13 protein-coding genes are annotated in these 13,744 nt (G+C 41.2%); 1 reads left to right on the forward strand and 12 read right to left on the reverse strand.

The window, feature by feature from the left end:
• Positions 1-88 precede the first annotated feature (88 nt).
• The 7 genes from QZT69_RS07365 to QZT69_RS07395 form a co-directional block, all read right to left on the reverse strand.
• The gene (locus tag QZT69_RS07365) at positions 89-613 is read right to left on the reverse strand and encodes an OmpH family outer membrane protein (RefSeq protein ID WP_294672432.1); all 525 of its coding nucleotides are present in this window, start codon (positions 611-613) and stop codon (positions 89-91) included.
• 58 nt (positions 614-671) lie between these two features.
• Complete coding sequence (locus QZT69_RS07370; protein WP_294672435.1) at positions 672-1,190, reverse strand: OmpH family outer membrane protein; 519 nt, start codon at positions 1,188-1,190, stop codon at positions 672-674.
• A gap of 43 nt (positions 1,191-1,233) precedes the next feature.
• Positions 1,234-3,831: an outer membrane protein assembly factor BamA gene (gene bamA / locus QZT69_RS07375; RefSeq protein WP_294672438.1), complete on the reverse strand. Its 2,598-nt coding sequence runs from the start codon at positions 3,829-3,831 to the stop codon at positions 1,234-1,236.
• Between the two features lie 8 nt (positions 3,832-3,839).
• A complete protein-coding gene (locus QZT69_RS07380; RefSeq protein WP_294672439.1) occupies positions 3,840-4,577 on the reverse strand; it encodes an isoprenyl transferase in 738 nt (245 codons plus the stop codon).
• Positions 4,578-4,700: 123 nt separating this feature from the next.
• Positions 4,701-4,988 carry a F0F1 ATP synthase subunit epsilon gene (locus tag QZT69_RS07385; RefSeq protein ID WP_294672442.1) on the reverse strand — a complete coding sequence of 96 codons (288 nt, stop codon included), beginning with the start codon at positions 4,986-4,988 and terminating at the stop codon, positions 4,701-4,703.
• A gap of 85 nt (positions 4,989-5,073) precedes the next feature.
• The gene (gene atpD / locus QZT69_RS07390; protein WP_294672444.1) at positions 5,074-6,576 is read right to left on the reverse strand and encodes a F0F1 ATP synthase subunit beta; all 1,503 of its coding nucleotides are present in this window, start codon (positions 6,574-6,576) and stop codon (positions 5,074-5,076) included.
• A 340-nt stretch (positions 6,577-6,916) separates the two neighbouring features.
• A complete protein-coding gene (locus QZT69_RS07395; RefSeq protein WP_294672447.1) occupies positions 6,917-7,777 on the reverse strand; it encodes an energy transducer TonB in 861 nt (286 codons plus the stop codon).
• A 319-nt stretch (positions 7,778-8,096) separates the two neighbouring features.
• On the opposite strand from QZT69_RS07395, the gene QZT69_RS07400 reads away from it, so the two are divergent.
• Positions 8,097-8,903 (forward strand): hypothetical protein, encoded by an 807-nt coding sequence (locus QZT69_RS07400; RefSeq protein WP_294672450.1) that lies wholly within the window; start codon positions 8,097-8,099, stop codon positions 8,901-8,903.
• Between the two features lie 303 nt (positions 8,904-9,206).
• Here the strand turns inward: QZT69_RS07400 and QZT69_RS07405 are convergent, their stop codons facing one another.
• The 5 genes from QZT69_RS07405 to QZT69_RS07425 form a co-directional block, all read right to left on the reverse strand.
• On the reverse strand, positions 9,207-10,820 hold the full coding sequence (locus QZT69_RS07405) for a hypothetical protein (RefSeq protein WP_294672454.1): 1,614 nt from the start codon (positions 10,818-10,820) through the stop codon (positions 9,207-9,209).
• Between the two features lie 254 nt (positions 10,821-11,074).
• On the reverse strand, positions 11,075-11,977 hold the full coding sequence (locus QZT69_RS07410; protein ID WP_294672458.1) for a substrate-binding domain-containing protein: 903 nt from the start codon (positions 11,975-11,977) through the stop codon (positions 11,075-11,077).
• A 4-nt stretch (positions 11,978-11,981) separates the two neighbouring features.
• A complete protein-coding gene (locus QZT69_RS07415) occupies positions 11,982-12,164 on the reverse strand; it encodes a hypothetical protein (protein ID WP_294672459.1) in 183 nt (60 codons plus the stop codon).
• 82 nt (positions 12,165-12,246) lie between these two features.
• On the reverse strand, positions 12,247-13,101 hold the full coding sequence (locus QZT69_RS07420; RefSeq protein WP_294672462.1) for an energy transducer TonB: 855 nt from the start codon (positions 13,099-13,101) through the stop codon (positions 12,247-12,249).
• Between the two features lie 4 nt (positions 13,102-13,105).
• Complete coding sequence (locus QZT69_RS07425) at positions 13,106-13,738, reverse strand: biopolymer transporter ExbD (RefSeq protein ID WP_294672465.1); 633 nt, start codon at positions 13,736-13,738, stop codon at positions 13,106-13,108.
• Positions 13,739-13,744: the final 6 nt, after the last annotated feature.

Raw genomic sequence — 13,744 nt, forward strand, 5'->3', positions numbered from 1 at the left:
GTTATTAATTACCATGGTAATTAAAGTGTGTTAAATAAGTAGGGGCGGAAAATTTTCCACCCCTACTTATAAATTTTATGGATAATAATTACTTACCTGTCTTTTTAGCTTCTGCTTCCAGTTTCAATAATTCTACGATTACTTCGTTTGTTACGTCAATTCCACCGGCAGAGAAAAGTGTGGTACTTTCATCGATGATGTAGTTGTATTTCTTAGCATTTGCTACGATAGCTACAGCTTTCTTCACGCGATCCAAAATAACCAGGTTCATTTCCTGAGTCATTGTCTGCAATTGCTGATCAATTTGCTGCTGGCGCTCTTCCAGGTTTTGCTGCATGCGGCGGATACGGTTTTCTTCGTATTGTCTTACTGTTTCAGACATCCCGGGAGCATCTTTCTGGTACTTGATATAAGCAACCTGAATAGCACTGTCAGCATCCTTTAGCTCTTTCAAGCCTGCGTTCTCGATTTCTTTGATTTCTTTGATAGCAGCTTTACGGGAAGGCATGGTGTCTAGTAATACCTGAGATCTCACATGTCCGATTTTCGATTGAGCTTGTGTAGTTGCGATTGCACATACAGTAAGTGCTAGGGCAAATAGGATTTTTTTCATTTTTGTTTTTGTGTTTGTTGTTTTTATGATTGGTTAGTATTTACCAATTTATTAGTTATCACTTGGTGCTTACACCGATCTCTCTCAGAACCTCGTCGCTGATATCGAATTTGCTATCTGCATAAACCAGGTTGCTTTGATTTGACTTGTCAAAGATAAAACTATAATTCCGTTTAGAAGCAACTGTTTGCATTGCTTCGTAAACGCGATCCTGAATCGGCTTGATTAATTCTTGTCGTTTTTGGAAATAATCTCCTGAAACTCCGAACCGGGTTTGCTGCATTTGCATGGCTTCCGACTCCAATGTTTTAATTTCCTCTTCGCGTTTCGTTTTTTCTTCGCTGGGCAATAAACTTTCTTCTCTTAGAAAGTTTTCCTTTTTCTTTTTGATCATCTCATAACGCTCTTCAATTTCTTTGGTCCAACGTTCGGCTAATTTATCCAAACGATCCTTAGCCTCTTTGTATTCCGGCATTTTCCCCAGGATAAATTCCGAGTCAATATAACCGTACTTCTGAGCGGAAGAGACAAAGGTCATGCCAAAGACCATAAACAAGCATAAAACAAGAGTTTTCATAGGCGAAATTTGAAAGAACGACGAAGATAACATTTTTATTGTTTTAAAGTTCACCCAAATTCATACCGATGGTAAAGGTAAACTTAGGGAAGAATCCTTTGGAGTCGATGGATTGGTCAATGGTACCTCCATAACCGGAAGAGTGCTTATCCAGTTTGTCGAAGCCCCAACCGTAATCCAGTCCAAGCATACCGAACATCGGCAAGAAGATGCGGACACCTGCTCCGACGCTTCGTTTTACGTTGAACGGGTTGAAGGTTTTGAAACCGGTATAAGTATTTCCTGCTTCGGCGAAGGCCAGTACGAAGAACGTAGCCTGCGGATTCAAAGAGATCGGGTAACGCAATTCCATGGTGTATTTCGCAACGATCGGGTCACCACCACCGGAAGACAATGCGTTGTCGTCATATCCTCTCAAAGCAATGATCTCACGACCTCCAAACTGGTTTACCCCGGAAAGACCACTACCTCCCAAATTGAATCGCTCAAACGGCGTTAATCCTTTCGCTGCATTGTAAGCGCCCATGTATCCGAAACCGATGCGAGGCATCAATACCAGTTTTTTGTCCGGTGTAAGCGGTAAATAGTACTCAAAAGTGAATTTCAGTTTATAGTACTCCAGGTATTTGAATGTTTCCTGAGCGGTCATGGTGCTGAAATCCTTTTTTCCACCCATTAAAGAGTAGGGAAGCGTTCCTTTTGCGGTGAAGGAAATTTTGGATCCTTCTGTCGGGTAAATCGGCGAGTTGATCGAGTTACGCTGAAGTGCATACTTCAAACTGATATCGTTTGCGTACCCGTCGTTAAAGCTCGGGAAAAGGTTTGCGTAGTTACGTACATCGTAATATTGGTAAGCCAATTCGTAATAGGCGCTGAAATAATCATCCGGGAATTTTTTACGTCTTCCCAATCCGATTCCGACACCGGAAATCGCAACTCCCTTATATTCCGGATCTCTTTTCTTGATATCCACACTGTTTGAGAACGAAGTATGGTTCAGGTAGAATGTAAATGAATTGGGTTTTTTGCCCCCCAACCACGGTTCGGTGAATGAGAAGTTATATCCCTGGTAAATACGTCCGTTGGTTTGTGCACGGATAGAAAGTCTTTGTCCGTCACCGGTTGGAAGCGGGCTCCATGAATCCGGTTTGAAAATATTTTTTACGGAGAAATTGCTGAATGTCAATCCGAGTGTTCCGATGATACGTCCGGCTCCATAACCTCCTGAAAGTTCGATCTGATCTGCTGACTTTTCTTCTACAATGTATTCGATATCTACCGTTCCGTCCTGTGGATTGGGAATCGGGTTTACCTGGAAACCTTGTTCGTTAAAGTATCCCAATTGCGCTAACTCGCGTTGTGTACGGATAATATCATTCTTGCTGAACAGATCTCCCGGTTTGGTGCGGATCTCACGGCGGATTACGTGTTCATTGGTTTTGTAATTTCCTTTAATGAAGACATTTTTCACACGTGCTTCTTTTCCTTCGAGAATACGCATCTCGTAGTTGATGTGGTTATCTTTAACACCTGTTTCAACTGCTTCCAGTCGGAAGAATAAGTATCCTCTGTCCATGTAAAGCGAAGTGATGTCTCTTCCGTCAGGACTTTGGTGAAGACGCTGGTCTAATAACGGTTTGTCGTACACATCTCCGTATTTGATACCCAAAACGGTATCCAGAAGCCCGGAAGCGAATTTGGTATTTCCAATCCATGAAATGTCTCCGAAATAGTATTTCTGGCCTTCTTCTACTTTGAGATAAATTCCGATATTCCGGTTGTTGATGTTGTAAACGGAATCTTCAACGAAATGCACATCTCTCAGACCAACAGCTCTGAACTTGTCCAGAACAGCTTCTTTGTCGCGGATATATGCCGTAGAATTGAATTTCGAACGCTTGAAAACACGCATGATGGATCTTCTTTTGGTGTCCTTCATGGCCCTTCTTAGTTTCCATGCTTTCACGGAATTGTTTCCTTCGAAAATAATGTGCTTAATCTTTACTTTCTTCCCTTTATCAATATTGATGAAAAAGATTTCGGAGTTGTTGATCAATGTATCTTTAACCTGTGTAATGGCTACGTTGACGTTATTGTATCCTTTTTCCAGGAAGTACCCCCTGATTTTATTCTTGGTTTTGAATAGTAAGTTCTCCGTAATGGTCTGCCCCGAAGAAAGATCTACTTCTTCACGGATTTTGTCCACTTCTCTTTTGGAAACACCGGTAAAACGGAAACGGGAAAGTTTTGGTCGTGGAGTAAGTTTAATAACTAAGTAAATAACTCCCGCTATCTCTTTTTCCGCTTCGATGGAGACCTGGGAGAATAATCCTTCGTTCCACAGGTTTTTGATAGCATTACTGATTTTGTCTGAAGGAATCGTAATAGCTTCTCCTTGTTTCAGTCCGGCAATGAGTTTAATAGCCTGGGGATCGAAGTTGTCGGCACCATCAATACGGATTGGGCCTAAAATATATTTTTCTGCTTTGGAGTAACTGAAATCCATTCCGCCGCCAATCGTAGTGACAGTGGATCTGGTAGAATCAACTTTATTTGTGGTGGTGTTTACGCCCGAAGTATCGACCTGTCCAAAGGACAAAGAAGCGCACGTAAGAAATAAAATTGATAGGAAATTTTTCATAGAATACATTATAATTGTTCGGATACCATTCCGAAACGTCTTTCTCTTGACTGGTAATCAAGAACGGCTTTGTAGAGATCCTCTTCTCGGAAATCCGGCCATAAAACGGGAGTGAAGTAAAATTCGCTGTATGCGGCCTGCCAAAGCAGGAAATTGCTCAAACGGTGTTCACCACTTGTGCGGATGAGTAATTCAGGATCAGGGATGTCTTTGGTTGAAAGGGCAGAACTAATCAATTCCGGTGTAATAGCCGATACATCCAGAGTTCCTTCCTTTACGCGGGAAGCTAGTTCCTGTACGGCTTTTGCAATTTCCGAACGGGAACTATAATTCAAAGCAATCACCAGGTTTACTCCCGTATTGTTTTTCGTTGATTCAATGGCGTTGTAAAGCTCATTTTGACAATCCTGAGGCAGTCCTTCCGTATCGCCGATGCTCAGTAGACGCACATTTTGAGCATTCAGCTCATTGACCTCATTTGCAATGGTGAAAACAAGCAGGCTCATCAGTCCTTCTACTTCATCCTGCGGTCTGCTCCAGTTCTCCGTAGAGAAGGCGTACATTGTAGCATATTTTACGCCGATATTTTTACAAGCCGTCAGGGAAGCACGAACCGAATCAACTCCGAAGGAGTGACCATATAAGCGCTCTTGCCCTTGTTTTTTAGCCCAGCGCCCATTCCCATCCATAATGATGGCAATATGCTTAGGCACGTTTGTCAAATCTATTTGATCCTGTAGATTCATGATTACAGAACGAAAATAATTAAAGAATCTTATGTACTAATGCAAAAATACGTTTTATAACAGACCTTAACAAAAAGAGGGATGCGAATTCCACACCCCTCTTTATTGGTTTATTACTGCGTATTATTCAGCTAATACGATAATTTTATTGTTTTGCATTTCCACAACACCACCTTTGATCGCAACATGGATGATTTTACCATTGTTTTCAGCAGTGATATTCGGGTTTGTTTTAGGAGTTACTTTAAAAGCTTCTACTAAATCCACTTTAATGCTTCCTGCACTTAATCCGGAGATGATCGGTGCGTGATTATTCAATACCTGGAAAGATCCGTCTAATCCGGGAAATTGAACCGCAGTTGCTTCACCTTTGAATACTAATGTTTCCGGAGTGATAATTTCTAATTGCATACTTATTAGATTAAAGACCGAAGACTAAAGACAAAAGACCTGAATTGTAGTCTTTTGTCTCGTGTCTTTCGTCTAATGTCTTTTATTAAGCTTCAGCTAACATTTTCTCACCTGCAATTTTCACATCTTCGATGCTTCCTTTCAGGTTGAATGCTGCTTCAGGATACTTATCCATTTCACCATCCAGGATCATGTTAAATCCTTTGATAGTTTCGTTGATGTCTACCAAACAACCCGGGATTCCTGTAAATTGCTCTGCAACGTGGAACGGCTGAGATAAGAAACGTTGTACACGACGTGCGCGGTGAACGATCATTTTATCTTCTTCAGACAATTCATCCATACCTAAGATTGCGATGATATCCTGTAATTCTTTGTAGCGCTGTAATGTGATTTTTACACGGGAAGCACAGTTGTAATGCTCTTCACCCAAAATTGCCGGAGTAAGGATACGGGATGTAGAATCCAATGGATCCACAGCAGGGTAGATACCCAACTCGGAAATTTTACGGGACAATACGGTTGTTGCATCCAAGTGAGCAAACGTGTTTGCAGGAGCCGGATCCGTTAAGTCATCCGCAGGTACGTATACCGCTTGTACAGATGTAATTGACCCTCTTTTTGTGGAAGTAATACGTTCCTGCATTGCACCCATCTCAGTTGCCAACGTTGGCTGGTAACCTACAGCTGAAGGCATACGTCCAAGTAGTGCAGATACCTCAGAACCGGCTTGCGTGAAGCGGAAGATGTTATCAACGAAGAAAAGGATGTCTTTTCCTTGGCCTTCACCATCACCGTCACGGTAGTATTCTGCCATTGTTAATCCGGAAAGGGCAACACGTGCACGAGCTCCCGGAGGCTCGTTCATCTGACCGAATACGAAAGTAGCTTTAGACTCTTTCATTTCGTTCAAATCAACTTTGGAAAGATCCCATCCTCCTTCTTCCATGGAGTGAAGGAATGCTTCTCCGTATTTAATAATTCCTGATTCCAACATCTCGCGCAATAAGTCATTACCCTCACGAGTACGCTCACCTACACCTGCGAATACAGATAAACCCCCGTGTCCTTTAGCGATGTTGTTAATCAATTCCTGGATCAATACTGTTTTACCTACACCGGCACCACCGAAAAGACCAATTTTACCTCCTTTTGCGTAAGGCTCGATCAAGTCGATTACTTTAATACCTGTAAACAACACTTCCGTTGCTGTAGATAAGTCCTCAAATTTAGGAGCTTCACGGTGAATCGGTAAACCATTTGAATTGTCAACAGCTCCGATTCCATCAATTGCTTCTCCAACTACGTTGAACAAACGACCCTTGATTTGATCTCCGGTAGGCATTTTAATAGCGCTTCCAGTTGAAGTAACTTCCATTCCACGACGGAATCCGTCTGTAGAGTCCATAGAGATTGCACGTACTGAATTCTCACCAACGTGTGATTGTACCTCCAGTACTACCTTTGTTCCATCTGTTTTGAACACTTCTAATGCGTCATAGATGTTTGGAAGTGACATGCCTTTGTCGAATGTTACATCGACAACCGGTCCGATAACCTGTGATATTTTTCCTTGAATTTTGGACATTTTGTTGCCTTTTAAGTGTATTCCTTAATTTGGGCGCAAAGTTACTGTTTTTATTTTTTTATCCAATTTTTCTTGAACAAAACTTCCTAAAATTTTAGAATTAAGCGAGTTCAGGGTTTCTAAGTAAGCTCGGGTCTTATTTTCGTGCAGAAGCTCCGGCGCAAGCATAAGCGTTGGCGCATCTCGCCGATTTCGCAGATTTGAGTATTAGAGGGTTTGCTCGGACGTTGTCAGAGCTTGTTCGCATTGCAGAACACGTTTGTTGTAAAATAGAAAAGGTGCCTGGGTCAGCCACGGCTGAAAGGCACCTTTTCCGGATTATGAAAAAGAAACTCGTTTTCTATTGAATATTGATCGGAAGTCGGTAGTAACTTTTTACCGGCTCACCGTTTACTTTTCCCGGGGTCCATTTAGGCATGGATTTCACCACTTTGATTGCGGCTTTTTCGCAAGATTCACAATCTCCGGTATTTCTGGTCACAATTACAGATGAGATTTCTCCGTTTGTATCAACTACGAACTTTAATGAGATTTTTGAACTGCCTTCTATCATTGATAAATCAATATTGTCTGCAATGAATTGGCGTAAAGCAGACATTCCTCCAGGAAACAATGCAGCTTCATCCACAATGTCATGAATTTTATTGTCCGGTTTTTTAACTTCGATAGTTCCGCCACCGCCAGTTCCCGGAGGTGCAATTACAGGATCATCCCAAACTGTTCCCGGGTCTCCGGTTTGAGCCTGGTTTCCGATAGCTGTTTTGCCATCCGGAGGAGTCAGGTCTTTATCCTGGTCGTTGTCGGATATTTCCAGTTCGCGGAACTCTGCGATTTCAGCACGTGAAGGAGCTGCCGCAGGTTGTTCAATTACTTCCGGAATTTCCGGTTTTTCTGCTTCCTCTACAGTTTTAGCTGTCCAGGTGTCCATCGGGATTTCGATCTTTTTTTTCGGCTCTAGCGGTTTGAATAAAGTGGATGCTCCCCATAATGCTCCTATTCCAACAGTCACTCCTAAGAATACCAAAAGGATTCGTTTGTCATAATCCCTGCGGATTTGATAGGCTCCGTATTCTTTGTTACGGTTCTCAAATACCGTTTCGTTGCGCTCTTTCGAAGTCACCATTTGCCAAGACCTGGAAGAGAAGTAATCATAAAGCGAGAATGCGACTATGATTGCCATGATTGAAAGTGTAAGTACCATGATTTGGTTTTTTTTAAGTTTATTATCTAGCTAAACGTAAATCCAATAGGCCTTTTTGGCTTTACTCTTATTCTAATCTAATAAGGAATCACATTCCTTTTTTTAAAACAATTTTATCTGTCGAAATGCCTTATTTAAGTGTAGCGTTTTTGGATTTAAGAAAATAGTTCCCAGGAAGTTGCTTTCGAATTGCGAATTGTTTACCAAACATTTGGCCCTTTGAACGATTGAATATCTTTAATAATTAGGAATTTAGCTATTGGTAAAATCTATTGGCACGAATTTGGTAAGTTTGGGGAAAATTTAAAAAATTAAACCTATGAAAGTATTGATGATGGCCGGTTTTATTGGAACAATGGCTCTTTCGGGAACTGTTTTCGGTCAATATGAAAAAGTCTATTACACGGATACCACATTTGAAACGGCTGATTACAAAGTTGAAATCGATAATGTGGTTGCACTGCCAAAAGAATTGAAGTTCAGAATGAATATTGTGAACAAAACGAATGACTGGCTTTTATACAACTCGGATGAAAGCAAGATTGAGCTGGATGGAAAGAATATGGATACTAAGGATAAGTATATTCTGATTGCTCCGAATGATAGTAAGAAGAAAGTAATGCGCGCGGTGGGTGCGAACCTGAATAATGCACGTGCATTTAATTTTGTTTGTGAAGGTTTTTACAAAGTGGCATTGAAACCTGCTGTCGCAACTCCGGTTTTCCGTCTGCCAGCTTCCAATAATGAGTTTGTTGCCGGGAACTTTAAAATAACACTTGCAAATTCATCGAAGGAAACTGCGAGAACGGACGTAAAATTCAAGGTAACTTATACCGGTGAAGGATTGGCGTTTATTTCTCCTTCGAAAGTTTCAGTGGAAATGCCGGATGGTAACTTGTATGCAACCGCTCGTTCGAAAGCAGATGTTTTTGCTTTGAAAAAAGGAGAAACCGAATCTTTCCTGGCTACTTGGGAACGAATGGAAGGAGGATCAAAAATGGATATGCAGCTGGTTGAGATGTTAATCCATTTTGAAGGAGTTTTCCAGGAGAGTACACAAACGAAAATGCCTAAAGTGGTTCTTCCGATGCGTTGGAACGATGCATTGACGATAGGAAAGAAATAAGAGAGCCACAGCTGATAGATTCGATACGTCAGTCGCAGCTGACGATAACCAGATTGAAGCCCTGATATTTATTGTCAGGGCTTTTGTTTTATCACAAATCCTGAATGATTGGAACGGGTAGGAAAGAAAAATTTTTCTTCCCTACGATGTTTAATTTAAACAATATGTACACGATTAATCGCGCACCTGCTGCCACATTTGTATTACGGAATGGGTTGAACGAAACATTGTTAATCCCAGTAAAAACAAAAATCCCCCTGACATCTATCGTCAGGGGGATTCACTATTTATTCTTTATACCAATTACTTCTTAAAGTATGCGTTTGCCTGTGAATCTTTCGGATCAAGTTCCAAAACCTTATTCCACATTTCATCTGCTTTCACTTTATCCTTCATGGGAGAGTTTACGTAGTAATCGCCCAAATATTTTGAAGCTTCGATGATGTAAGCTTTGTAGTTTCCGGAAGCAATGTCTTCAGGAGTTAAAGCAGCTAAGAATGCTTCGTATTGTGCATGAGCCAGGTACGCTTTTGGCTTAGAGTCCAAATCCAACTGAACACGTGCTCTTGCCTGCCAGAAAGGTCCTCCTGCAAATGTCGGTGCAGTTGTTGACAAAATACCGAAGATGGAATCTGCCATTTTGTAATCCTTTGGTCCGAAATAATATGCACGTCCTAAGTTATAATAGTCTGTAGCATCCATTTTGGAAGGGTACTGGTCCATCATTTTCGTGTAAACTTCGATCAATTTCGGGTAATCTTTCTTTTCAGCGTAGATTTTCGCGATATCTGAAAGGTATTCTGACGCTTTTGCAGTATCAATACCAGCAGCTAAGTAGTACTGCTCAATGGTTTTTTCTTCCTGCCCTAATTTGTCATAAATCATCCCCAGGTATTTGTAGTCAACAGAAATGATCTTTTCCTTCGGAACTGTTTTGAAGAAATCTTCACCAGCTTTCAATGCCTGAACATAACGTAAGCTGTCTTTCGCTTCATTACACTCGTACAAAGAGTAATATAACATACGCTTCGTGTAAAGGTTTGTAAACCCGTTTTTAGTCAACTGATCCAATTGAGGCAATGTGTTGCAGTATTGCTTTGCTCCGAACAATGAACTTGCATAACGGTAGCGTGCTTCATCCGTATCGTTCAGTTTCAAATACTTTTCCCACATTTCAATAGCAGCATTGTACTGGTCGAACAAAATGTTCAATTCGGCATTTTCACGGTATGCAGGAGCATAATTCGGATCGGCAGCCTGCGCTTTTTTGTATTCTTCATTCGCCAGTTTATAGTTTTGAACGCGCTGATAGATCTGAGCTTTACGTACAATTACTCTAGCCGAATTTGGATTGATAGCCAAAGCATTGTTATACTGCTCAGTTGCCTGAGTTGCATTTGATCCGCTTTGAGCTAACAATACGTCACCCAAAAGGATGTATGCATCAATGTTTTTAGAATCCAAACGAACAACATCACGCAGGTAAATTTCCGCCATCTTCAGGTTTTTAATCGGACCTGTTGCATATGTTTCTGCAATGCGGTGAAGAACTACCGGGTTTTTACGTTTTGTTTTCTTGATGATCTCGCAAAATTGCTGACCTGCTGTTGTGGTGTCACCTGAAAAGTAAAGTGCTTTTGCGGCAGCAACCATTCCCAGTTTATCTTCTACGTTTATAGATCCTGCTTTTCTCCACATAGTGATCGCCGAATCTTTTTCTCCGATCAATGCATAGAAGTTTCCAAAAAAGAAAGCATTCTCTACACTTGTAGGGTCCGCTTGCACCAATTTTTGATATTCCACGCGCGCTAAATCGTAACGTTCGTTTTCTGTTTTCTTGTTTGCGTCCTGCAAAGTCTGCGCCTGTGCGGCTGTTCCTAAACTTAATGCAAGAACGAATAGTTTTAACTTGTTCATGTTTTTTTGTCTTTTCAACGTATTAGTCTCTGTACAATTCCTTTGCCAAATTAGCATAAACTGATGAAATGGTATTGTTTCTTAACGATTATTTCATATTTATCGACTTGTCTGTCTGCTTCATTGATTGAAATGAGCAGTTTGGGCTCTAAGCTTTTTTCTTGTTGAAAATTGCTGAAGTTCAAAAAGTTGAATAGTTCAAGAAGGTCAAAATTTGGATGTGTTATTGAACATTTAAACCTTTTGAACGTTTTCTACTCTGTAACAAAGTTGATTTCCCGTGGAGTTCCTTTTCCAGGACCAAGTTCGCATTTTTCCAGCAGCAACTGACCCTGACGTGCATTCAGCCAATTGACAAAGCCTGTATTTAGTCCGTCGGGTGCTCCTGAATTGATTGCCCAGATTGGTCGCCAGAACGGATATTTTCGCTCTGTAATATTTGCCTTGGTTGGTCTCCAATAGTACTTGTCGTTGCCCTGGATCCCCACTACACGGAATTTTTTCAAACGTGCTTTCACATTCGGGTCATCGAAGTCACTGATGTGATTGTAACCGATTACTCCAAGAGTATTCGGATTTTCTTGCACGTATCTAATGAGGTCCTCGGTGTTTTTTGCGGCGTGTACCTGTTTCCCGAAATCGGTTCCGATCCACTTCAGCATGTGGTTAAAGTTCGCCGATTGTACCTGGTCAAAAACAATTTCGATCGGTTTTTGAGAAATGGGCCAGGTGGTAGTCTTCCCTTTTAGTAAATCACGGAGCTGATTTTGGGTAAGCAGGGTATCCATGTTGTTTAGGTTTACAATAAATGTAATTGCGTCATGTGCAATAATGTCTGATGTCACCGTAATATTGAGTGATCTCAGGTATTTTTTTTCTTCTTTAGTGTAATCCCTTCCGATGAAAATGGTTCTTGCTTTTCCTTCTGATAGTGCTTTCATGGCATTTGTCTCACTGGTGTAAACCATGTTCAGGTCTGCCTGCGGGTAAATCCCCGTGAATACTTCTGATGCTGTTTTGATAAGCGGCTGGAAGGATTCGTCGAGGTACATGGTTTTCTTTCCGCGTCTGGGTGTATCATCCGGTGTTTGATTGGTATTGCAGGAGAATTGAATTCCCAGAAGGGCCAATGAACTTAAAAGGACCAGTTTCTTCATAAGCTTATTCTTCTTTTTTATTGTTTTGAATCAATGTGTACAAGCGGAATGCTCTGTAGAGACCATAAATGAGGATGAGGGCAACAAACAGGTGGCGTTTGAAACCATACAGCCTTTCAATGAGCAGATCACTGAATAACAGGAAGTAAGCCATAACCAAACACATGACTACCATGAAACCTGCCATAATAAGGGGTAAGTTCTTAAACATACTAAACGAAAAAAATCCCCCTGACTATGAATCAGGGGGATTACTATTAATACTGAAATTAATTCAATTTGAATGAAACCGGTAATGAGAAGGTACTGTTTACGGCTTTACCGTTGATTTTACCTGGTGTCCATCTCGGCATGCCTTTCACAACGCGAATTGCTTCCTGGTCACACTCCGGACAATCTGTTACACCTTTCTTCACTTTTACGTTGGAGATGTAACCGTTCTCACTCACTACGAACTGAAGGTAACATTTACCTTCCAATCCCATTTCAACTGCAGTTTGAGGATACTTGATGTTCTCAGCAAGGTATCTTTTCAAAGCTGCCATACCACCATTAGGTTCAGCAGGCTCATCCACGATGTCGTAGATTACGTTCTCTTTTTTCTCTACTTTTTCTTCCTTCTTAACAACTACTTCAGGAGTTTTAGCAAAGGCATCCGTCTCTTCGTGAGTTTCCGTATCCGCTTTCACGTCCTTAATCTCTTCTTGAGGAGGAACATCGGAATCTTCCGTATCGGAAATTTCCGGCGGAGTAAATTGGATGGTTTTCTCCATTGGCGGAACTTCCGGTTCCAACGGTTCAACGATTTCCTCTTTTTCTAAAGGGGCATCAACAGCAAATGCTGTTAAATCCAAAGGAACTTCTTTAGGTTTTTCTTCAGGAAGATTCATAATCAACTTATAAATCCCGAAAGTTGTTCCGATGAACAGGATTACTCCGGCCATAACAAGTAACAAGTTACGACTGTAATTTGTTCGGATCTGGTACGCACCATATTCATGGTTACGGTCCTCAAATACGATCTCGTTACGCTCGATAGATGTTACCTGCTGCCAGCTCTTTGCGCTGAAATACTCATACAATGAGAGTCCAGCTACCAGAAGTACAACAACTGCTACTAACATATGCTTATTGTTTTAATTTTTCGTCTAACAGTGCCTGCTCGCTCTTTGTAATGTCTACAGGAGCAATTACCCCGATTTGAGCAATGTACAATTCGTCAATCACGTCAATGAAGTTGCGGGTCTTCGCTTTCATATCGGTTTTCACCAATACTTTCAAAGCTTCTTTATCTCCTTTTGCTTCAATGACTTTCTTTTTGTAAATCGAATCGCTGATTTGCTTCTTACTCAATTGTCCGTTTAGTTCGGTGATTTTATTCAATACATAGGTATTGTTTTCCTTCAAAATCTTACGAATTCCTTCCGGGCCAAAATTAGTTTCAATCAACTCAGTTGCAGGTTTCCCTTCAGCATTTCCAACCGGGTAAAACTGTCCTTTGTAATAGAAAACTTTGTCATCTGAAATCAAAAAGGTAATACCATTTTTCACTTTTGGAGGCTCAGGACCTTGTTCTTCTGTCTTTGCAGGGTAAGTCAAACTCATCACCTTCGGTTTCGCGAACGTGGAAGTCAATACGAAGAATGTCAACAATAGGAAACCTAAGTCTACCATTGGAGTCATATCAATTCTGGCGGAACCTTTCTTGCCGTGCTTTTTGCCTTTATCGTCGCCGCCGCCGCTTTCTGCTATTTCTGCCATAACTTC

Source organism: uncultured Fluviicola sp., from assembly GCF_902168135.1.
GTDB lineage: Bacteria > Bacteroidota > Bacteroidia > Flavobacteriales_D > Crocinitomicaceae > Fluviicola.

What these genes read in the sequence shown, in the direction of transcription:
- QZT69_RS07365 (WP_294672432.1), bottom strand. Translation starts at nt 613, where the DNA reads ATGAAAAAAATCCTATTTGCCCTAGCACTTACTGTATGTGCAATCGCA.
- QZT69_RS07370 (WP_294672435.1), bottom strand. Translation starts at nt 1,190, where the DNA reads ATGAAAACTCTTGTTTTATGCTTGTTTATGGTCTTTGGCATGACCTTT.
- bamA (WP_294672438.1), bottom strand. Translation starts at nt 3,831, where the DNA reads ATGAAAAATTTCCTATCAATTTTATTTCTTACGTGCGCTTCTTTGTCC.
- QZT69_RS07380 (WP_294672439.1), bottom strand. Translation starts at nt 4,577, where the DNA reads ATGAATCTACAGGATCAAATAGATTTGACAAACGTGCCTAAGCATATT.
- QZT69_RS07385 (WP_294672442.1), bottom strand. Translation starts at nt 4,988, where the DNA reads ATGCAATTAGAAATTATCACTCCGGAAACATTAGTATTCAAAGGTGAA.
- atpD (WP_294672444.1), bottom strand. Translation starts at nt 6,576, where the DNA reads ATGTCCAAAATTCAAGGAAAAATATCACAGGTTATCGGACCGGTTGTC.
- QZT69_RS07395 (WP_294672447.1), bottom strand. Translation starts at nt 7,777, where the DNA reads ATGGTACTTACACTTTCAATCATGGCAATCATAGTCGCATTCTCGCTT.
- QZT69_RS07400 (WP_294672450.1), top strand. Translation starts at nt 8,097, where the DNA reads ATGAAAGTATTGATGATGGCCGGTTTTATTGGAACAATGGCTCTTTCG.
- QZT69_RS07405 (WP_294672454.1), bottom strand. Translation starts at nt 10,820, where the DNA reads ATGAACAAGTTAAAACTATTCGTTCTTGCATTAAGTTTAGGAACAGCC.
- QZT69_RS07410 (WP_294672458.1), bottom strand. Translation starts at nt 11,977, where the DNA reads ATGAAGAAACTGGTCCTTTTAAGTTCATTGGCCCTTCTGGGAATTCAA.
- QZT69_RS07415 (WP_294672459.1), bottom strand. Translation starts at nt 12,164, where the DNA reads ATGGCAGGTTTCATGGTAGTCATGTGTTTGGTTATGGCTTACTTCCTG.
- QZT69_RS07420 (WP_294672462.1), bottom strand. Translation starts at nt 13,101, where the DNA reads ATGTTAGTAGCAGTTGTTGTACTTCTGGTAGCTGGACTCTCATTGTAT.
- QZT69_RS07425 (WP_294672465.1), bottom strand. Translation starts at nt 13,738, where the DNA reads ATGGCAGAAATAGCAGAAAGCGGCGGCGGCGACGATAAAGGCAAAAAG.